We start from the raw sequence: 21,706 nt of genomic DNA, 5'->3' as shown, positions 1-21,706 counted from the left end.
AAGATACTGAAGGGGGAGTTTTACGAGATGAGTATTTGGAAGCAACCACCTGCACCAGAACTGGCTAGGGAAGTGGACAAGAAAATAGTCGCATTAATGGAGACCTTTCAGATAGTCGGTGTTTCGGCAGCCGTCGTGAAAGAAAACCAAGTCGTTTGGTCCAATGAATATGGTCTGATCTAGATAGAGAGATTGTCGTAACGGAGGACAGCGTTTTCCGTATCGCTTCCATATCCAAGCTGTTTGTCGCCACTTCGTTGATGCAGCAGTATGAACAGGGAAAGTTTCAACTGGATGATGACGTAAGTGATTACTTGGGCTTCACCTTCCGCAATCCACATCACCCTGATGTTCCCATAACGTTCCGCCAGCTGTTGACACATACAACGAGCTTAAACGAGGATGAGACAGGTGGCGAACGCTATGTGGTCTTCTCGAAAGCATCTCGCAAATCAGACCCACCGACCATGGAGGATCTGCTCGTACCATACGGCTCCTTGTATGTAGAAAGCTTATGGAGTTCGTTCAAGCCCGGTGATCCACGCTGCTTTGCCTATTCCAACCTCGGCTCTATGATCGTTGCAGCTTTGGTAGAGAGACTGTCTGGAGAGAGTTTTGATGAGTATTGCCGAGATCACATTCTTCGACCTCTCGGAATGACCGTATCTGACTTCAATGTGCAGGCACTGGCCGATATCAATAGGCTTGGTGTTATCTATAGTTTGCAGGAAGGGCAATTTATCTCGGGTGTCGATGATTGCAAAGGCGTGATGCCAGAGCCGATTGATTGGTCAAATGTTGCACCAGGAACAAATGGTTCCCTCTTTGGACCGCAAGGGGGGCTTCGCACGAACGCGCGAGAGTTAAGCAAATTTATGCTGGCATTTATGCAAGGTGGCAGCTTCAACGGAACAAGCATCTTGCAGCCAGAAACCGTTGAGCTCATGCTCTCCACACAATGGGAGCAAGAGGGAAATGATCAGGGCTTCCATGCGATCGGTTTGCAGTTCCATATTACAGATGATTTTATTCCAACGAAACGGATGTTTGGTCACGGTGGCAGCGCTTATGGGCTTTACTCAGGCTTGTACTTTAGCCGTGAAGAAGACTTTGGCATTATTTTCGTGACAAATGGCTCGAATGCATCGGATGGCACGCGGGGCTCTTTCAACAACGTGGAGGAAGCACTGATTGATACCCTGTACGAAATGGTAGTGAAAAAGTAGGCTTCATTCTGACGTATAGTCTAGAATTAATTTTCAAATATCTGGTGACTAAAAAGACCGGTACTCCTTATACGATAAGGGGTTCCGGTCTAAAATTTCATTATGACTGAACAGTAGCAACATCGCATGCTAAAATTAGTTCAATTCATAACAGTTCTTTTATGGAATTATGTTCCTTACCCTTTCACGGTTGCAATCGGCGCCACTTCGGCCACAATCGTAGCCATGCCATGATCGACATGCGACTGAATAACCGGTGTAATATCTTTATAGGCGTAAGGCGCTTCTTTCTTCAATTCTTCTTCCCACTTTTTCAAAATATCGCTCCGTCCGCGCAAGTTCGTCCGCTTGGGATCAATCGGATTGATGACTCTGAATTGGGCCAGAAACTCGCGAAACTTGGCATCGTCCACTTTAACAGCGTCGCCGCGCGAAAGTGCACGACCTGCGCCATGGCTGGCGCTAAATAAGCTTTCCCGATTACCGAGTCCCGCCAAAATAAAGCTGTGCGACCCCATGGAGCCGGGGATGAACACGGGTTCGCCCGTATATTGAAACGGCGTGCCCATCATTTGCACGGCAGATTTTGCCGTACACGATCCTTTGCGATGCAGAAATCCGCCCACTTGCTCCAACTGCTCTTCCCATAAATAGTTATGGGGGGCATCGTACAACAGCTTGTGTTCAAAATCGCCCAGCACATCCGAAATCGACTTGTACATCATCAGCCCCAACATCAATCGATTGGCAAATGCAAAGTTCGCCGCATTGTGAAGGAGATTCCAAAACATGTTCCACTGCGGTTCAAAACGCTCCGAAAGCGGAAGAGGGTACATCCCGTTACCCGGATGTTTCAATGAAGCCGGGTACATCTGTTTCAGCATCTCTTTAATCCATGCGCCACTGTGGTAGCCGATCGAAACCGAGCCGGTGTGAATCATAAGGACGACTTGCCCCTCCTTCAACCCCCACTGACCAGCGATTGAACCTTGATGCACTTTTTGAACCACTTGGATTTCGAAAAAATGGTTGCCTCCGCCAAGAGAGCCGATTTGCGCATCTCTGGAGAGCTCGGCAGGACCGAGAAAATCATCAAGCCCAATCGTGGATTCCGCTATAAATGAACCCATTTTATTGACATGATTCAGATCCAGCTCTTGCTGCTTCTCGTTGTAATAATGCCAAATCCCCTCGCCACGAGCTTCTTTGTGACTGTCTAGTATACCGATCAAGCCTTCTTTGAACATTTTTTCGCGCATACGGCGTGTCATTGGAATATTGCGGGCCCCTTCGAAAAATACATGACGAACATTACGCTCAATGGCATCCAAATGTGTTCGAATCTGTTCCTCGCTTAGGTCGGTGACATAAAGACGCATACCGCAGTTAATATCGTTGCCAATCGCTTGCGGCAGCACAAACCCGCGCGTAAACAACGTTGTTCCGACGGGAATGCCACTCCCTTTATGAAAATCAGGCGTAATGGCAACCTCAAGAACTCCGGCATCAGAATCGTCAAAATAACCCGGCGAATGCTTTTGCAGTGTTTCAATCGTTTCATTCACCTCTAAAAGCCGATGAAGCTCCTCTACAGCATTGTTTTCTACTTTCACGTCCGTATTAATGAAATATTTAACCGGAGTTTCTCTCAATATAAAACCACCTTTGTTTGGTTTAGGGACAGATGTTCTTTGTTTATGAATAGAAAAAGCCGCTTCAACGCTCCTTTCTTCACTAGGGCATGAAGAAAGGCCGCCTTGATAGCAGCCTTTACGCTTTGAACGATCGTGTTATCGCAGGGCATTATCCGCAACGTAGTAGGATGCGGGGGCAGAGACCTGTGAACAACACAATTATCCGTTGATACATCGCGTAAAAGTCATCATTATGGAGTTGGAGCTTGCCGAACAGGTGCTCAGTCGACCGATTGCGGAATCGATCCGGTAGCACATGCAGGTTTCCCAGTATTAGCATCCAGTGCTTCTTCTCGTAAGCGAGCATGTTCGTCTCCTCCTCCTTTCGTTTCTTGGTACCTATAGTACTATTGGGTAATTTTTACTGTCAATCATTATTGACAAAAATATCAAATTACCGGCCCATCATTACCCAACACTAAAGCGAAGCGGCGAGGGATTTGAAGTCAACAGTTACGATTGGGGTTCTTTGGCGACTGTATGATCATCGTAAGAAGGAGCTGGGCGAAAGGGTTCTTCTTACTTTTCGCCGATAGACCTCGTCAACATGCAACTCCACTTTCAGTTAAACGAGAGTAAATAGCTGACTGCTTGTTCAAGAATCGTTGCTGGGAGCACTTCGGCACGGCCCAGTCCTGCTGAATCTTAATGATTTTCATAATTAACATCTTCCGCAACCCACCCAATATTCTCCAATTCGTGATATGATTTTAAAAACAAGCGAATTAGCTTTCAGAGATAAGGATAGTAGGAGGGCGTCCAGTGGAATTCATTAAATTAAGTTGTCCCAATTGTCAGGGGGACGTTGAATATAAAGAAGGGAAGAAGAAGATCAAATGCCTGTATTGTGGAACTGAATTATTGTTGAAGGAGAATAACGTCTATTATGTTGACCAGACGATTAATAATTATTACGGAACTGCCCCTGCACAGGCACGACCAAAATCGAACGCAAAGCTCCTTCTTTTGCCGCTCATCATCATTTGTATGTTAGCTGGATTTTTCTTTTTGGCCAACAATCAATCAGAGTACAGCATCCAAAATGAGGTGCCTGTTCGAACGATGCCTGAAAGCGAAGTTCTCCTATTTTTCCTAAAGGATATTTTTAATAAAGGGGCAGCGATGCCAACAGAAGAGGAAATCGCAACAATTCGCTATTTGTCTGTTTATCGTGATAACGATCAGTGGCACATAGGCTACAGCTTTGATGATCCGTTTACGAATGAGCAAACTAAAATCTCCAACTATGTGATTACGGATAAGCTATTGAATACACAAAGAATCGAACAAAAAGACTTTGAGGCATTTAGCGGGCTATCCGTGTTAAAGCTGATGAATGAATACTACATTTCAAAAAGTGACCGAATTAGCTTTCGACATTTACAAGGGTTGAAAAGCTATAAAGGCAGCTTTAACGAATCATTTAGTTCGTTTGCACATTATTTTGGCGATAAAGCGAATATCGTAGAACTTTCCACACAAATTCGAAGTAATGAGGAAATGGCTTTATTATTACAGTTCCCGAATCTGCAGTCGCTTGAAATTTCATATGTGGATGAGTCTGTTACCGATTTCCATATCCTGAATCAGCTGTCATCATTAAAATCATTGTCTTTAACAATGGTTAATGATTTGAAGTGGCTATCTTCATTAACTGGTTTAACGTCATTAACAATCGATAATAGTGATGCGACAGATTTCAGTTCGTTTTATGCTCTAAGTCAATTGCAAAAGTTAAAGCTTACATTGTTGAGAAATTTAAAAACACTTGATTTTGTACAAAATATGCCCAACCTGCAGTCGCTTGATCTTGAAAATGTTGACATTACGAATTTAGAACCCCTGAGAAATAAGCCATCACTGACGAAGCTGCGGTTAGCTTCTCTCTATCAAGTGGATTCTGTTGAGGTTGTGAATAGCTTGCCTTCACTGACTGAATTGTCAATTCCGGGTTTCGGTGGCACTGTATCACCGATCAAAGCGTCAAATTTAAAACGAGCGGAATTAAAAGACTCATTCTTGCCAAAGTTACAGGCACCCGCTTTAAAATCTTTAACGGTTTACATACGCGGGTCGTTTGATAATCTGGATGGGGCAGATTTAGTGAAATTTCCCCAGTTGGAACAGCTTTCAGTGATGGAGCATGGAGAATTTGTAGGCATTCGTTCTTTAAACCGTCTACCGAATTTGAAAACATTGAATTTGGATGAGACGTCCTTTTACAGTGAAACGAGTGCATTATTCGATTTGCAGCATGTAAAAACGTTAAATTGCAATAAATGTTCGTTTCAATTAAATAGTGAGAAGCCTTTTGCGAATAATACGCTGGAACATTTATCGCTGAATAAGCCATCTTTTCGCATAGGCAATGGAGACTGGCTGCATGAAACAGATAAGCTGATGCCTTACTTTACTAATTTTACGGCTCTGCGTTCTTTTACGATGCAGGACACCTCGCTTGGGGTATTAAGTTTTATGAAAAATTGGCAGCAAATTGAGGAGCTTCATTTGGAAAATAACGCGATTTCAAATATAGAGCCTTTACTGAAGCTGCCCAATTTAAAGAAGCTCTATATTTTGGGGAATCAAGTGCAAAACAAATCTGTTCTTGGCAAGGGGATTTTGATTTATTGAGGTAACGGGAGCTTGATCATAAATGCCATCGATCTAGTCGTTGTTTTTGAAATTATAAAATTTTGGGGATTCCAAGTGTACTATGTTATACTGACTCTACCATTTTCTGTACCTGTACCATTTCCCTACTCATTTGCTTGAGTAGGGTTTTAATTTTGTTTTTCCGGATAATAAAAAACAGACTCTTAAAAAAGAGTCTGTTTATATTTGTTGTCATTATTAAGCTTTTTGAACGTTAGTAGCTTGGGGTCCACGTTGACCTTGTTCTACGTCAAAAGTAACTCTTTGACCTTCGTCAAGGGATTTGAAGCCATCGCCTTGAATAGCTGAGAAATGAACAAATACATCTGCTCCGCCTTCGCGTTCGATAAATCCAAAACCTTTTTCTGCGTTAAACCATTTTACTGTACCTTGTTCCATTGTTATTGCCTCCTAGTGTGATAACCACACATGTGTTACTATCCTTGCTCTCAGGATCATCAAGACGAAAAGTTTTACCTATGCTATCCTTCACTCCGAACAAAAATAATTCTTTATTAGAATAACAGGAAATCGAACAGATAGCAATTTATTTGAGTTGTTTGTCAAACGGGTATCTGAAAGCAAACATGATCATCACATAAATGTTACGAAACTGTGCTGATAATAACACCTACATCGACCGCTACTTTGTTGGTGAGCCAGCTGTTTCTTATTTGATCGAATAGGAAGATAAGAGTATACTGTTCGACGTAGGATACTCAGATGCGTTCATTCGCAATTCAGAAAAGATGAGAATTGATTTGAGAAAGCTTGATTACGTTGCGCTGTCACATAATGTCTGATCATCTCTTATTGGAGGAGGGGACTATGGACAAGGAGAAACTCATCAGTAAATTTGATCATCAATCCAAAATTTACGAAATGAGAAGGAAAAAGCAGTCGGAAAAGAAATGGCGGGAAAAATTGATCGGGAGTGCAAAGGGGAAGGTTCTTGAGGTAGCTGTAGGTGCCGGAGCGAATTTTTACTTTTACCCAAAAAATGTAGATGTGACTGCTGTCGATTTCAGCGGTGCTATGTTATCCAAGGCAAAAGAGTCCGCCACGGCTAGCAATGTTCGGGCCACATTCATTCAATCCGATATTGAATCTATTTCGTTTCCTGAAAACGCATTTGATACCATCGTCTCGACATTTTCCTTTTGCGGTTACGAACATCCTGTTCGTTTGTTGGAATCCTTTAACAGGTGGTGCAAGCCGGACGGTCAAATTTTGTTAATGGAGCATGGACTTAGTTCAAACCGATTGATTGGAAGCACCCAAAAGATCATCAAGCCGGTATTCCTACGCGTTGTCGGCTGCCATCTGGATCGTAATATGATCAATATTTTTCAGCATTCCCCGATTCATATACATCATATGGAACGCTACAAATTTAATACCGTTCATTTGGTGTGGGCGTCGCCAAACAAAGGATTGCTAAGAGTGAATACGAAAAACGCACTTCGTTGATAAGAATAATGAAAAAAGTGAAGGGCCCCTTCTCCTATTATTAATCCGCATCGACCCAGATATGATATTTTTGGCAACGCAGACATTGGAACAGATAACCTGCCAGCGAACCACCTTTCTGCAGATACCCTCTAATATCGGCATATTCATCTCGCTCCTCATATTCTGCAATCACTGCATCTGCGATGTCCATTTCTTCCAGTTCTGCTGTTCCAACATCACCAAGATATGCGCAAAAATCGTCGCAGCAAGCTAGCCAGTACTCGCCTTGCCAGCTTAGATATCCAGGAGTCCGCTCGAATAACTCCTTGTGCTTCTCCGGATCGGAAACTTTATGATTTTCCGCACCTTGAATGAAGTCGCCATCAAATTTTTTCGCTGCTTCGCCACTCGCAATACAGGACAGACAAAGACAATTGATGTTTTCAATACAATACATGCTCGTATAGTAAGGAGAAGCGGTCTTTCCACAGCAATCGCAAACACCTTCTCCATCTTCCAGCACACCAATTTCTCTAATATTCGGGCTATACTTAAAATGGGTTCGATTATCGTTCATATGTTGTCCTCCTACTCAGTAAATGCTAATGAGAACATCTCTATGGGCCTGCTCGCTTTCCTCATAGAACCGAAGCAAACCTTCCAATTCTCTGAGAAGCTCTGTTGCCAATTCTTCTCGTTTACTTTCTTCCCAGATGTTAGGATATATTTTTGCCTTTTGAAAGCTAGCAATGGAAAATTGGTTTTTCAGTGCCTGTCTATCAACCTGTTTCAATTCAGTAATAATTTTTCCTAATTCATCACAACCAATCGCACTAATAAAACCACCATCTTCCGCAAATAAATCATGGACGCCTACAATCGCTTCACTAAGTGGATGATTCTCAATCGGTTCACTTGCAGGGTTCCCAGTCAGCAGATAATGCAGACCATCCCATAGTTTGTCCATCTCATACAGTGGGCACAGATCTCGCACGGAAAGATCCTCAATTTGCTCGATTACTTCTTCTAGCGTACCTAATCCAGCTATTTGGTCTGCTATTTCATCTGTTAAAGACATATAGCACGCAATCATTCCCATCAACCCACTTTCCTATTTTCATTATCCAAGGCGCTGTTTAGATAATAGTCTACCATATCCATTAGAATGGAAATAGAAGAAGTGGCGGGAGAATACATGGCGCCAAGCATGGATCTCTCCTCAGGGGAGTAGCTCCTTTCGTCCGTTGTCTTTCCTTCTCACCAGGGTCATAAAAGGAAAAGTCCTTTTGATCACAGTGACAGGATGCAGCCTATCAGGTAACCAAAAGGACATTTCTATGGCCTATACTTTGAAGACGTTAACGGTGTCACGCAGCTCCTGTGCCATCTGATTCAAACGTTGAGCGGATTCAGAGATCGCTTGCAAGGAGGAGAGTTGCTCTTCCGATGCAGCAGCTACATCTGTAATTTGATCGGCAGACGTTTGGGAGATAGCGGCCAATTGGGTCACAGTTGCAGAGACTTGTTGGGAGCTGGCCGACATTTGCTCAGATACAGCGGAAACATCTTCGACCTGTTCGGCAACTTGTTGGGTGGCGTTCAGGATATGCTGGAAAGCATCTCCGGCATTTTTCGCTACCTGAATACCTGTTTCCACTTCCTTCGTGCCTTGCTTCATACTTTGGACCGCTTTGCCCATTTCCTGCTGGATTTCCTCGATCAGTAGGGTAATCTGGGCTGTCGATTTGGACGACTGCTCAGCAAGCTTTCGAACTTCATCCGCCACAACGGCGAAACCTTTCCCGTGTTCGCCTGCACGTGCTGCTTCAATCGCTGCATTCAGCGCCAGCAGATTGGTTTGGGAAGCAATCTCGGTGATAACATCGACGATATGGCCGATCTCTTTCGAACTATTCTCGAGTGAGCCTAGCGCAGATGATGAGATTTGAACAGAGCGGCTGATCGAATCCATCTGATCTATGACCATTTGCACAGAATCCGTTCCTTTCTCTGCTTCCTTCGACATGTCGAGAGAGGATTCTGCGACGGAGGAAGTAGATTCGGCAATGCGCTGAATTCCTGTAGCCATCTCTGCCATTGCACGGGCATTCTCGTTTGCGGAGAGGGAGGTAGCATCTGTACCCGCCTTCAAATCCTGAATCGTCTCTGTCACCTGCTGCAAGGTAGCCGTGTTCTGAGCTGCACCTTCCGCTAATTCATGTGCAGAAGTTGCCGCGTGCTCTGCATGCTTTTGGACGTTCTCGATAATGGTACGCCAGTGGTTGATCAAGCCGTTCACTTTATCTGCGACTTGGCCGAGCTCATCATTTTGTTTTATTTGAATGGAGACATCCAGGTGACCCTCATTCATTTTTCCAATTACGTGTACGAGATCTTTCAGTGGCGACAAGAATTTACGCAGGAAGCCGTATTGTAAGAAGAACACAAGGATAAAGGATACAAGGAAGCCGATTCCCAACCATTGAAAAAGCTCTTGCTTGCCTCGATCTACGATATTCGCGTTGGTATCAACCCCAAAGATCGCGATGACATTCCCGTTTTCATCCATCAACGGCTGCAGAATGGTGACCCATGTGCCATACACGTCGGTGTAGATTCCCGTATTCACCGCGTCTTTACTCTGCATCAGCTTCTCATAAGCGACAACCCATTGGGGGGCTTGCTCAAAAAAGTCGCCAGCTTTAAAACCCGCTTCATACACATGCGTTGGCAATGCGATAGTGAGGTTGCTATTGCCGTTTTTCATTTCTGATCCAAAGACATAGGCTTGGGCGATGTTTGGATTCTCTTTGGACATTCGGTCCAGCTGGGAGGTTAGTTTGATTTGGACTGGGTCTTTTGGATCATGTTGGGTAATGGCGCTTTTGATGTCAGCAATATCGATTTCTCCTTTTACGTAAGAGGCAAATCCGCGAGCTTGTTCATCCAGATTTTGCTGGAGAATTGTATCCTGAACGACAAAGCTAGCGGCCCCCAACATCAAGCCCATTAAGAGAATAGTCAAGCAGGAGAGCACCAAGTTCTTCCCAAAGAATGAGACCTGCATCTTCTTGCGTGGCATTTTTTTCAACTCCTTCATCTATTTTGGTGGGAAAAATGCTCTGTTACTTAAATAGCAAGAATCGTGCCATATATTAGGGGATTTTTTAGTCGATTTACATTATTATTTGTCAAATAAGGACGATAATAAATAGAGAGAGAATCAGATTCTTAAAAATCAAGTGAAGGAAGAGGGAGTGTTTCCTATCAAAGGGAAGAAAAAGGTAGCCATCATCGCGGGTTCTGATAAAACAGCTGAGGCAATCACCAACCAATTGATTGTATTGTTTGGCACATATATAGAATTTTACGGTTTCTCACAGAAGTCCTGGAACAATGAAGGTACTTACGATATGGTCCTCATCAGTACACAAACGATCTTCACAAGAGAGCTCGCTCCAAAAATAAAACCGGGGACTGTGATTTTAATCATACGCCGTACCCTGCTGCGAACCAGTTGGGAAAAGGTGATGTCGATTCCTGTAGGGACGAAGCTGCTCATGGTCAACGATGAGAAAGATTCAGCAGAAGAAACCATTGCACTGTTACGGGAGCTGGGTGCAGGCCACATTGAGCTGGCTCCTTATTATCCGGAAATTCAAAATTGTCCACCGTATACTTCCGCGATAACACCAGGTGAAGGACAGCTTGTGCCAGAGAGTGTAAATCGGGTAGTTGATATCGGAGAACGAGTGATCGATGTCAGCACACTCGTCGACATCCTGACTCACTTTAATCTTCTGCATAGTGACATCCAAGATATTTTATCTGTCTATTCTGAATCTATCATTACAAGAAGCCAGGGCATCCAAATCACGATGCAAGGGTTGATTCATACAAAGCTATTCCTGCAGCAAACGCTGGACATGGTGCAGGATGGCGTCATCGCCTATGATCTGAATGGAAAGATAACATTCTTTAATACTGCTGCTGAGGCCTTGTTTGAATGTTCGGTTCAGGAGGCAAACCAGCTATCGGTGAGAAGCCTTTTTGAAAGGGTCAGAATTAATCTAGATGGAATGGCGGAGGAGTTCAACAATTGTCTATTGCAGATCAAAAAGCATAGAGTTCTCGCAAGCAGGCAGGTGATCGAAGAAAATGGCTATTTTACTGGTGGAGTCCTGACGTTAAAAGCGGCTCGTCACGTAGAAGAACAAGAGCTAAAGCTAAGGCTGCATTCAAAAGGATATCATGCGAAATTTTCTTTTTCTGATCTTGTTACTAGTTCGATTCGTATGAAGAAAGTGGTACAGCAAGCTGAGAAAATGGCGGGCAGCGATCTTGCAGTGCTTATTCTTGGAGAAAGCGGGACGGGGAAAGAATTGTTTGCTCATGCGATTCACCAAGCCTCTGCCCGTGCCTCGTTTCCGTTTGTTGCCGTTAACTGTAGTGCATTGCCGGATAATTTGCTGGAAAGCGAGCTGTTTGGCTATGAAGAGGGAGCTTTTACAGGGGCACGTAAAGGAGGCAAGCCGGGTCTGTTCGAGCAGGCGCACAAGGGGACCATCTTTTTGGATGAAATCGGCGATATTTCACCAAATATGCAAAGCCGGCTTCTGCGTGTTCTGCAGCAGAAGGAAGTGTTGAAAGTGGGTGGAACCCGTTTGCTTCCCGTAGATGTTCGGGTAATTGCGGTAACCAACCGTGATTTGGCCATGATGGTTAATGAAGGAGCTTTTCGCGCTGATTTGTACTACCGCTTAAAAGTACTTCAGTTGCTGATTCCGCCATTGCGAGAGCGTAAAGAGGACATTCCGCTGCTTTCTGCTCATTTTTTGCGGAGAAGAGGGGCGAATGAAGCGCTTCTGGAGCCGTTGCTCGGAACGCTTGTCAAACACAATTGGCATGGAAATGTGCGAGAACTGGAAAGCGCGATGGAATATATAGCTTTTATGAATGATCCCAATCTGTCTGCCAAGGATATCCCCGGGTTAGGGGATGATAACGGAATGCAATCGGCTGTTTTCCATTCAAAAGGATTGCCGCTTCAATTGTATCGCTCAGATCTGGGTAACGAGCACTTCATACTCAACTTGATCTATCTTGCCAAGACAAGTGGAAAGAATGCTGGTCGACGGTCACTTGTCGAACTAGCACGTCAAAATGGTGTTGTTATTCATGAAACAAATGTCCGAAAGATCATTGAAAAGCTGCGGATGGATGGACTGATTGAAGTAAGTACAGGCCGCGGGGGCATTACTTTAACCGATAAAGGCTATCAAGTTTGTTGCGGTCATGAAGAAATGGGAAAAACGGGTAAAAAGGGAGGAATGGGTGTATGATCGCCCGTTTCTCCCTTTTTCTGTCCATTCAAAATTGTTGGAATTATGTCGAACCAAGTTGGTATAGGACTTGCTAGATTAGTAGGTGGCAGATGATATTGAATAGGAATAAAGGACTAGAACGAACAGCATGGGTGAAAGAAGGATGTGATCATCTTGGAAGAAGCGCTTGTTCGATTAACTAGCAGCTTGATCCAAATGGAAAGCACGACTCCTGAGAGAATCAACTACGCGGTGGAATTTTGCGCGAGTTGGTTACAGCGCCATGGAGTTCCTGTCCGCCTGTGGGAGAATCAAGGGCTCAAAATGATCACGGCAACAATCGGTCAAGCTAACGCTGGCAGTACGCTCGTCTTGAATGGCCATCTCGATGTTGTCCCTGGTCATACTGAGAATTTTATCCCACGGGTGGAAGCAGGCAGGTTGCATGGAAGAGGCAGCTACGACATGCTCGGTGCCGTAGCGGCGATGATGGCTCTCATAGCAGATCTTGTTCAACAGCCGCCGAAGGGTCGCATCATTCTGCAACTTGTTCCGGATGAGGAAAAAGGCGGAGAATTGGGCAGTGCCTATCTGGTTGAACAAGGGAGCATCGGCGATTTTGTCATTTGTGGGGAGCCGACCAATCTGGATATTGCTGTTCAGGCAAAAGGAGTGCTGCAGGTCAAAGTCGAGTTTTCAGGCATTTCTGCCCATGGAAGCAGACCGTGGCTCGGAAAGAATGCGATTGTTGCAGCTATGCAAAAGTACAACCAGCTAGCGACCCTTGATTTCATGAAAGAAAGTAGTCGTTTTTTCCCGGCACCATCATTTAATCTGGCAAAGATTGAGGGCGGCGCTGCGCTAAACCAGGTGCCGGATCGTTGTTCGCTCTACCTGGATATTCGATATCTTCCCACGCAAAATCCAGGGGATATTCTTGAATCGATTCGTCAAGCTGTACCAGATGCGCACGTAGAAATGCTTCGGCACGGTTCACCGGTTACGACTGATGCATGTAATCCTTATGTGCAGACGCTTCAACAATCGACGGCCCACATCTTCGGTAGAGAAACCGTATTGTTTGGGCAGGATGGGTCGGCAGATACGCGGTTTTTCGCCCAGTATGGCATTCCAGCCGTTGAGTTTGGTCCCATTGGCGCCAATCATCATGGCCCTGATGAATATGTAGAAATTGAGTCACTTGTCCTCTATCAAAAAATTTTGAGATCTTTCATCAAACAACTGGAAGGAAAGGTGAACAGAGATGAAATTGAAAAATAAGGTTGCGATTGTAACGGGAGCAGGTTCAGGGAATGGTCGCGCGATTGCCCTTCGTCTTTTCGAAGAAGGAGCTACGGTGGTCGTTGCCGATTTGAATGAAGCAGGAGCAAATGAAACGATTTCCCAGGCTCCTGAAGGCAGCAAAGCTATGGTTGTGAAAGTAGATGTGACCCAAAAGGATCAGGTAGACAATATGGTTGCTCAAACCGTACAAGAGTTCGGGAAAGTGGACATTCTTGTGAACAACGCGGGTATCGTTGCATTTACACCGTTTCTTGAGCTGGATGTGAAAGAATGGGACAAAGTACATGACGTGAATCTGAAAGCTCCGTTTCTTTGCTCGCAAGCGGTGGCAAAAGAAATGATCAAAGCTGGGCAGGGCGGACGCATTATCAATATTACATCTGTGGAAGCACACCGTGTCGTTTCTAGCAGCGGGCATTGCCAGCCTCATTACAACTCGTCAAAAGGCGGATTGCATATGCTGACGAAAGCGATTGCCCTGGAGCTTTCCTCGTATGGCATTACGTGCAATGCGGTTGCTCCTGGTGTGATTCAAACCCCGTTCACTGAAAAAGGCTTGGCTATTCCAGAAGTGAAAGAGTGGGTCCTGGAGCGTCTACCTGTAGGCCGCATCGGGCAACCTCAGGATGTTGCGAATGCAGTTTTGTTCTTGGCTCAGGATGATGCTTCATACGTAACAGGCAGCACGCTTGTCGTAGACGGCGGTTGGACGATTCACTAAACCTTGTCGACTATACACAAAAAGGAGTGGGCATCATGGGGAAGCTTGATCTCGCAGCATTAAAGGATCAATACCAAAATGGAACAATTGACATGATCACAGTAGCCGGTGTGGATATGCAAGGAAAGCTTTTCGGAAAGAAAGTTCCTGTACGCTACTTCCTTGATGATGCTGTCGGCGGGATTCACACCTGCGCCATCAATTTTATCTGGGATGTCAGCTTGAAATACGCAGAGAACTATACGTTTTGCAATTTTGACACAGGGCTGCATGACATCAAAGTGGTACCGGATATCTCCACGCTGCGCACCTATCCTTGGATTCCGAGGAATGCGGTGGTAATTGGTGATATTTATAACAAAGACGGTTCAGAGGTAACGATTGCCCCGCGAAATATCTTGAAAAAGCAGCTGGCGAAAGCTGAAGCATTGGGCTATCGCGCTTATGCCGCTTCTGAGATTGAGTTTCATATTTTCAAAGAAACGATTGATACTGCTCGCGAAAAAAACTTTTCGAATCTTCAGCCGCTTTTTTCATATCCAGTAGACTATTCGATTTACCGCCTGAACGTGGATGATTGGTTCCTCGGGCAGCTCGCTCGCTATCTGGAAGAGGCGGGAATCCCTGTGGAAGCACTGAAGGGCGAATGGGGAAATGGTCAGGTTGAGCTAAATGTGCAGTATGCGGAAGCCTTGGAGATGGCGGACCGAACTGCGATTTACAAAAATGGCATTAAAGAAATCGCAGCATTGAACAACCTTATGGTGACGTTCATGGCGAAGCACGATACAGACGCTTCTGGCAGCAGCGGGCATACGCACATCAGCCTGTGGGATCTCGCAGGAAACAACGTTTTTTACGATCAAAACCATCCGTATAAATTGTCAGACACTGGGCGCTACTTCCTAGGTGGCATGATGGCACTTGCTCCTGAGTTCATGCTCTTTTATGCGCCGTATATCAATTCGTACAAGCGTCTTGCCAATACCGGGGGAGCGCCGAATACCCAGACCTGGGGCGAAGATAATCGCACGACCGCTTTCCGCGTAGATGGACAGGGCAAGTCGTGCCGTATTGAAAACCGGATTCCAGGCTCAGACGCCAATCATTATCTCGTTCTGGCAGCCTGCTTAGCTTCGGGACTGTACGGTATCGAGCACAAAATCGACATTGAGGCACCAACAAAAGGCGATGCCTCCAGTGCTCCTGGCGTGAAACGCTTGCCAGCCAATTTGGTAGAAGCGATTCAAAAACTCGCGAACAGTAAAATCGCGCGCGAGCTTTTGGGAGATGACGTTGTCGATCATTACCTGACAGCTGCAAGCAATGAATTAAACGATTATTTCCTTGAAGTAACCGATTGGGAACGGAAAAAGTATTTCGAGTTTATTTAACCTATTCGAATCGCTTTTTTGTAGTCGATGAAAAGGAGGGCAATCCACCATGAACTGGATACAACATGACGACCTAAACTATGCATGGATTAATGGGGAAAAACTATTTGTAAATGATTCGATGGATGTCATGAATCCGGCGACAGGAAAACCGATGGCACGTGTTCCTCGCGGCGGAAAGGAATTAACCAGCCAGGCAATTGATGCTGCATCAAAAGCGTTTCCTGCATGGTCAAAGCTGCCTGCTGATCAGCGGGCTACGTATCTGCTGGATTGGGCGGATCGTATACTGGCAGATCGGGAACGACTGGCTTGGCTACTGTCGACGGAACAAGGGAAGCCGCTTGAGGAAGCCAGAGGCGAAATTTTTGGGACGACAGTCTATATTCGCTGGTATGCCGAAGAAGGAAAGCGTGCGTATGGGGAGATTATTCCCTCTTCTCGTCAGGGACAACGCTTGATGGTACTTAAAGAAGCAATTGGTGTGGTGGGACTCATTCCTCCGGCTAACTTTCCCAGCGCCATCGTGGCGAACAAAGTCGCACCTGCACTTGCAGCCGGCTGCACGTTCGTACTGAAGCCTGCGGAACAAACGCCACTCATCGCCATCGCCTTGCTCGATCATTTGATGGCAACAGGTATTCCGGCAGGTGTTGCCAATGTCGTGACGGGTGTAGCCGAGGAAATCGGATCAACCTTGTCAGCAGATCCTCGCGTGCGCAAGATCGGGTTTACTGGGTCCACGGAGGTAGGAAAAATCTTGATGCGTCAAGCGGCTGACCATGTAAAACGTCTTATGCTGGAGCTGGGCGGAAATGCGCCGGTCGTCGTCTTTCCAGATGCCAATATAGACAAGACTGTCGATGCAATCATTGGAAACAAGTTCGAGAATTGCGGACAAGTCTGCAACGGGATCAACTTGATCTACGCCCACGAATCCATTCGAGCAGAGCTCGTGGAAAAGCTGGCAGAAAAAATCCGCAAACTGAAAGTAGGAGTAGGAACGGACGAAGGCACGCAAATCGGCCCCATGATTGACCCAAGCTACCTCGATAAGGTCGAGTCACTGGTTAGCGATGCCGTGGCAAAAGGGGCCAAGCTCGTTGTAGGCGGCAAACGTGTGACCGATGAAGGGTTGCAAGACGGATATTTTTATGCTCCCACGTTGCTGGACGAAGTGACCGCAGATATGGAATTAACGAAGCGTGAAATCTTTGGACCAGTCGCTCCTGTTTTGTCTTTTACCAACGAAGCAGAAGTGCTTGCCAGGTGCAACAATACGCCTTATGGATTGGCTGCCTATGTGTTTACAAAGGATGCGGCGCGCATGTTCCGCATGATTGACGGACTTGAGGTAGGGAATCTAGCTATTAACGGTACGTCGCTTGCCAACCCGCAATCGCCATTCGGTGGCGTAAAGGAAAGCGGAATTGGCAGAGTCGGCGGACACCAAGGGCTTGAGGAATACATGGAGCTGAAGTATGTGGCGTTAACGATTGAGTAACGCCACCCCTTCGGTGGTTTGTTCGCTTCGACAATTTATAAAACGAGGTGCTGCAAATGTCAAATGCCGCTGCAGAAGTGCAATCAACCGAAACTGGCACGAACCTTGGCTACAAACAGGAGCTGAAGCGAGCCCTTACGTTCAAGGATTTGGTCATCTACGGATTGATCACGATGCTCCCCATCGCCCCCATTCAGGTGTATGGGATGATTGCACATGAAGCATCAGGAATGGTTCCGATCGTGTATCTGGTAGGCATCATCGCGATGGTCTTTACCGCGCTTAGCTATAGCAAAATGAGCAACGAGTTTCCGATTGCAGGCTCTGTTTATTCTTATGTGCAGCGCGGTTTGAACCCTCATGTCGGGTTTGTAACCGGATGGCTGATCGCCGTCGATTATTTAATGGCACCAGCTTTGCTGACAGCATTTTCGGCGATGTGGTTGAACAGCATTATTCCTGCCATACCTACTCCCGTCATTGTTTTGGTATTTCTTGCTATTAATACATTTGTGACCGCACGTGGAATTTCGCTGACAGCAACGACGAACAAAATTTTTCTGTTTTTTGAGATCGCCATTCTTCTTATATTTATGGGATTAGCTTTTAAATTTGTGTTTATTGACGGTCATGGGGCGGGAGGCTTCTCCTTGGCACCGTTGTTCCAAGCCGGCAAGATTGACCTCGGATTTATCGCAAGCGCAGCTTCTATCGCTGTTCTGGGCTTTCTAGGGTTCGACGTCATTTCGACGCTTTCTGAAGAGGTGAAAAATCCAGGCAGAACTGTTGGACGAGCTACGGTGTCAACCCTGGTGCTGATTGGTGTGATTTTTATGGCGCAAACGTATCTGGCTGCGCTTGCTCACCCGGATTACACCAACCTCGACCCGGACATGGCGTACTTTGATATCGCACGAGAAGTCGGTGGAGAGTTTCTGTACTATGCATTCATTCTGATTGCCGTAGCTGCCGTAGGGATTGCAAACGCTTTGGCGATTCAATCGGCCATTTCGCGTATTATCTACTCGATGAGCCGCGACAAGCTGCTCCCTATGTCAGGCTTTTTGGGCAAAATTCACCCGAAATACAAAACACCGTTCAATGCGACCATTTTCGTTGGTGTAGCTTCCTTCTTTATCGCGATGTTTATGCCAATTGAAACGATTATTCAACTAGTCAACTTCGGTGCATTGACTTCCTTTATGGTTCTGAATCTTTCCGTATTCGCTTATTTCTTCTTGAAAAAACGGAAGAGAGACATGAAGGGCTTCATCAATTACTGCTTGCTCCCATGGCTGGGCTTCCTGGTTATTGGGTTTGTATGGTGGGGTTTTGACTGGAAGACCTTTGCTGTAGGAACAAGCTGGATGGTTGTAGGTGTCATTTTGTTAGCATTTAAAACAAAAGGATTTAGACAGCTGCCGCCAACGATGAGAGATTTGTAATCGTATCTTCTGGTAAAACTACTGCACAGCACATGTAAAAAGACAACGACTGCCAATGGCCTTGTTTCATGCCTTGCATGTCGTTGTCTTTTGTTTGCCTAGGCTTCCATGATGGCACTTGTCGTGTGGTTCGGTAGCGCATGATCGTAAATGTTGTATATTGTTATATTTGTATAATATAATGAACAGAAAGGGGGGTACCTCTTGAACCCTATACATAAAAAAATAGGACAAAATTTGCAACGCATTAGAAAGAAAAGACAGTTAAGTTTAGATAAAGCTGCTGAATTAACCGGGGTTAGTAAAGGAATGCTACACCAAATTGAACGTGGGGATACACAACCTACAGTGACTACTGTGTGGAAAATTGCTACGGGACTTCAAATATCGTTTTCAGCTCTGATAAAAGATGACAAATCGATAATATCTATCGTTAATCCAAAAGACACACCAGACATAACAGAGGATAACGGTAATTGCCTTGTATATTTATTGTTCCCATTCAACCCACAAACGCAAATCGAAATCTTCACGATTGTATTAAAACCCAAAGGGAACTATGTTTCTTCGCCTCATAACGAGGGAGTTCAAGAGTACATCGTTGTTGTTTCAGGGGAATTTACAATCATGATTAGCGATGAAGTACATACTTTGCCCACAGGGAGTGCTATACAATTTTCAGGAAGTGTTACACACAAATATATCAATGATACGGATGAAGATGTGATCCTACAAGTTGTCATGCGTTATCAAGAATTGTAGGACGAGCATGTAATTTATGTTGTGATAAGGAAGTGTTGATATTGTGGAAAAAATATTTTGGACAGATCCATATTTAACAAAACTAGACACTTACGTAACCAGTGTAAATCACAACGACATCACAGTGGGACAAACGATCTTTTATGCATTTTCTGGGGGGCAAGAAAGTGATGCAGGATTGATTGGTGGGTATCCTGTACTTCAAGCGAAGAAAGCTGGTCATGAAATCATTTATACACTAGATAAAGAGCATGACTTAAAAGTAGGTAATCGAGTGACCATGACTATAGATTGGACTCGTCGCTACAGACTCATGCGACTGCATTTTGCAGCAGAGGTTATATTAGAATTAGCCTATAAGTATTTAGAAGGTATCGAAAAAATAGGTGCTCATATCGCTCAAGATAAAGCTAGAATCGATTTTGTATGGCACGAGAATATTTCAAATGCGTTCCCCCTACTCGAAAAAGAAGCACGTGAAATTATCGAGGCAAATCTGGACATCATTAGTGCTTTTAGTGATGAAGAAAACGGAAGACGATATTGGGAAGTTGAAGGTTTTTCAAAGGTCCCCTGTGGGGGAACTCACTTGAAGAAAACGGGCGAAGTTGAAGAGATTAAGCTAAAGCGCAATAACATTGGGAGAGGGAAAGAAAGAATTGAAATTTATGTAAGTTAACTACAAGTGTTGATCATCCACTTTTAGACAGACTACTCCGATTTAAGTCGGTTTCGCTTCTAATAAATGGCTGAATGCACAGTTCCTATTCCCAAGAGCCCTGACATCCTCCGGTATCAAGTCTAAAACATAATTATTGTTAGGAACAGTCCAGTCAGTTGTACGTAAACATTAGACAAAATTCCCCGTCTAATAAGTATCTGAAAGATGGGGGGATCAAAATAGATGTCGATTATAAAAAAAGGTAGGCTGCTGATGGTGGTTTTTTTGCTAGTTATGCTTGTGACTGCATGTAGTCTCACTTCCGCAAAGTTAATATCTTTGGAAAATCGCCTAGAGCTGGCGGCAGAGATTGATCCACGTATTGTGAAATCAAGCAACGATTTCGGGATGCAGCTCTATCAGCAACTTGTGCAATCAAAAGAGAAACAGCAGAAAAACATAATGATTTCTCCGATCAGCATTTCAATGGCGCTCGCAATGACTTACATCGGCAGTAACGGGGAATCACAAGCTTCGATGGCCAAAACAATGGGCTGGCGAGACATGTCTCTTGATGAAGTGAATCAGGGCAACAAGTCGCTCATATCTCTTTTGAATCAGCCGAGCAGTGGCGTTCAAATGAGTATTGCGAATTCACTTTGGGTGCGACATGGAACATCGCTGCACAGTGATTTTACGAAAGCAATTCAGGAGGATTACTACGCCAAAGTAACCGAACTGGATTTTAATGATCCCGAAGCGCCAAATACTATTAATGATTGGATAAACAAGAATACAAACGGAAAAATTCCCACGCTTATCGAATCTATCGATCCTACGGAAGTCTTGATCCTGATGAACGCGGTCTATTTCAATGGAGGTTGGAAAAAAGAGTTCCAACAATCTGCAACCAAAGAAGAAAGCTTTACACTGCCTGACGGTTCCACTAAGCAGGTGCAGATGATGGCCCAGACAGGAACCTACGAATATTTACGTGATGAGGAATTTCAAGCCATTCGCTTGCCGTACGGAGAAGGGCAGATGGACATGCTGATCATTCTTCCAGCCGAGACTTCATCATTGGATGACCTTCATAACAAGCTTTGGGCAGATCACAATCGCTGGCGACAACCGTTCCAACAGAGCCAGGGCGAGATCAAGCTTCCCCGGTTCAAGGTCGAATACGAACAACAATTGAAAGAACCGCTTAAGTCCATGGGCTTGACTGTCCCTTTTGACGAAGTAGAAGCAGACTTTTCCGGTATTGCTCCTGCTCCACCGAATCTGTTCATCAGTGCGATAACACATAAAACGATCGTTGAAGTCAATGAAAAAGGAACTGAGGCGGCTGCAGTCACCTCCGTTCATATGGCACAGTCTTCCGCTCCAATCGATACACCGTTCCAAATAACGATAAACCGACCGTTTTTCTTTGCAATTGAAGATCGTCAGACAAACGCATGGCTTTTTGTAGGGTCAATAGTTGAACCATAAGGGCAGTGTAATCAGAGAAAAGAAAGTTGATGCAGGAGTACCAATAGGGTGAACACAGGGAGGATAATG

General features: G+C 45.0%; 19 protein-coding genes. 13 read left to right on the top strand and 6 right to left on the bottom strand.

All coding sequences use genetic code 11. The features are described 5' to 3' along the window. The first annotated feature begins 27 nt into the window (after window positions 1-27). Window positions 28-183 carry a hypothetical protein gene (locus tag ADS79_RS35360; protein WP_161807317.1) on the top strand — a complete coding sequence of 52 codons (156 nt, stop codon included), beginning with the start codon at window positions 28-30 and terminating at the stop codon, window positions 181-183. Continuing rightward, entirely contained in the window at window positions 168-1,226 is a 1,059-nt protein-coding gene (locus ADS79_RS25755; protein WP_084766077.1) for a serine hydrolase domain-containing protein, read from the top strand. Before ADS79_RS35360 ends, ADS79_RS25755 begins: the two co-directional genes overlap by 16 nt. A gap of 176 nt (window positions 1,227-1,402) precedes the next feature. Here ADS79_RS25755 and ADS79_RS25750 read toward each other — a convergent pair whose 3' ends face one another. Continuing rightward, complete coding sequence (locus ADS79_RS25750) at window positions 1,403-2,878, bottom strand: RtcB family protein (RefSeq protein ID WP_049741324.1); 1,476 nt, start codon at window positions 2,876-2,878, stop codon at window positions 1,403-1,405. 151 nt (window positions 2,879-3,029) lie between these two features. After that, window positions 3,030-3,227, bottom strand: a complete 198-nt coding sequence (locus ADS79_RS25745; protein ID WP_049741323.1) for a hypothetical protein — start codon at window positions 3,225-3,227, stop codon at window positions 3,030-3,032. 455 nt (window positions 3,228-3,682) lie between these two features. On the opposite strand from ADS79_RS25745, the gene ADS79_RS25740 reads away from it, so the two are divergent. After that, window positions 3,683-5,554 (top strand): leucine-rich repeat domain-containing protein, encoded by a 1,872-nt coding sequence (locus tag ADS79_RS25740; RefSeq protein ID WP_049741322.1) that lies wholly within the window; start codon window positions 3,683-3,685, stop codon window positions 5,552-5,554. A 219-nt stretch (window positions 5,555-5,773) separates the two neighbouring features. Here ADS79_RS25740 and ADS79_RS25735 read toward each other — a convergent pair whose 3' ends face one another. Next, entirely contained in the window at window positions 5,774-5,974 is a 201-nt protein-coding gene (locus tag ADS79_RS25735) for a cold-shock protein (protein WP_049741321.1), read from the bottom strand. A gap of 429 nt (window positions 5,975-6,403) precedes the next feature. On the opposite strand from ADS79_RS25735, the gene ADS79_RS25730 reads away from it, so the two are divergent. Further along, complete coding sequence (locus ADS79_RS25730) at window positions 6,404-7,045, top strand: class I SAM-dependent methyltransferase (RefSeq protein WP_049741320.1); 642 nt, start codon at window positions 6,404-6,406, stop codon at window positions 7,043-7,045. A gap of 40 nt (window positions 7,046-7,085) precedes the next feature. On the opposite strand, the gene ADS79_RS25725 is transcribed toward ADS79_RS25730, so the two are convergent. The 3 genes from ADS79_RS25725 to ADS79_RS25715 form a co-directional block, all read right to left on the bottom strand. Next, the gene (locus tag ADS79_RS25725; RefSeq protein WP_049741319.1) at window positions 7,086-7,604 is read right to left on the bottom strand and encodes a CbrC family protein; all 519 of its coding nucleotides are present in this window, start codon (window positions 7,602-7,604) and stop codon (window positions 7,086-7,088) included. A gap of 15 nt (window positions 7,605-7,619) precedes the next feature. Continuing rightward, the gene (locus ADS79_RS25720; RefSeq protein ID WP_049741318.1) at window positions 7,620-8,126 is read right to left on the bottom strand and encodes a YfbM family protein; all 507 of its coding nucleotides are present in this window, start codon (window positions 8,124-8,126) and stop codon (window positions 7,620-7,622) included. Window positions 8,127-8,369: 243 nt separating this feature from the next. Beyond that, window positions 8,370-10,109 carry a methyl-accepting chemotaxis protein gene (locus ADS79_RS25715; protein ID WP_049741317.1) on the bottom strand — a complete coding sequence of 580 codons (1,740 nt, stop codon included), beginning with the start codon at window positions 10,107-10,109 and terminating at the stop codon, window positions 8,370-8,372. Window positions 10,110-10,284: 175 nt separating this feature from the next. Here ADS79_RS25715 and ADS79_RS25710 point away from each other — a divergent pair, with 175 nt between their 5' ends. The 9 genes from ADS79_RS25710 (at window position 10,285) to ADS79_RS25670 (ending at window position 21,637) form a co-directional block, all read left to right on the top strand. Further along, on the top strand, window positions 10,285-12,369 hold the full coding sequence (locus ADS79_RS25710) for a sigma-54 interaction domain-containing protein (protein ID WP_049741316.1): 2,085 nt from the start codon (window positions 10,285-10,287) through the stop codon (window positions 12,367-12,369). 147 nt (window positions 12,370-12,516) lie between these two features. Then, the gene (locus tag ADS79_RS25705) at window positions 12,517-13,632 is read left to right on the top strand and encodes a M20 family metallopeptidase (RefSeq protein WP_049741315.1); all 1,116 of its coding nucleotides are present in this window, start codon (window positions 12,517-12,519) and stop codon (window positions 13,630-13,632) included. Continuing rightward, window positions 13,616-14,377: an SDR family NAD(P)-dependent oxidoreductase gene (locus tag ADS79_RS25700; RefSeq protein WP_049741314.1), complete on the top strand. Its 762-nt coding sequence runs from the start codon at window positions 13,616-13,618 to the stop codon at window positions 14,375-14,377. Before ADS79_RS25705 ends, ADS79_RS25700 begins: the two co-directional genes overlap by 17 nt. A 35-nt stretch (window positions 14,378-14,412) precedes the next feature. Then, entirely contained in the window at window positions 14,413-15,771 is a 1,359-nt protein-coding gene (locus tag ADS79_RS25695) for a glutamine synthetase family protein (protein ID WP_049741313.1), read from the top strand. Window positions 15,772-15,820: 49 nt separating this feature from the next. Next, window positions 15,821-17,275, top strand: a complete 1,455-nt coding sequence (locus ADS79_RS25690; protein ID WP_049741312.1) for an NAD-dependent succinate-semialdehyde dehydrogenase — start codon at window positions 15,821-15,823, stop codon at window positions 17,273-17,275. Between the two features lie 56 nt (window positions 17,276-17,331). Beyond that, complete coding sequence (locus ADS79_RS25685; protein WP_049741311.1) at window positions 17,332-18,720, top strand: APC family permease; 1,389 nt, start codon at window positions 17,332-17,334, stop codon at window positions 18,718-18,720. Window positions 18,721-18,924: 204 nt separating this feature from the next. Continuing rightward, window positions 18,925-19,482 carry a helix-turn-helix domain-containing protein gene (locus tag ADS79_RS25680; protein ID WP_049741310.1) on the top strand — a complete coding sequence of 186 codons (558 nt, stop codon included), beginning with the start codon at window positions 18,925-18,927 and terminating at the stop codon, window positions 19,480-19,482. 43 nt (window positions 19,483-19,525) lie between these two features. Next, window positions 19,526-20,161 carry an alanyl-tRNA editing protein gene (locus ADS79_RS25675; RefSeq protein WP_201783423.1) on the top strand — a complete coding sequence of 212 codons (636 nt, stop codon included), beginning with the start codon at window positions 19,526-19,528 and terminating at the stop codon, window positions 20,159-20,161. A 225-nt stretch (window positions 20,162-20,386) separates the two neighbouring features. Continuing rightward, a complete protein-coding gene (locus ADS79_RS25670) occupies window positions 20,387-21,637 on the top strand; it encodes a serpin family protein (RefSeq protein ID WP_049741308.1) in 1,251 nt (416 codons plus the stop codon). Window positions 21,638-21,706: the final 69 nt, after the last annotated feature.

The organism is Brevibacillus reuszeri (assembly GCF_001187725.1).
GTDB lineage: Bacteria > Bacillota > Bacilli > Brevibacillales > Brevibacillaceae > Brevibacillus > Brevibacillus reuszeri.
Note: the sequence above shows the minus strand (reverse complement) of the source record. Positions and strands in the feature narration are given on the sequence as shown.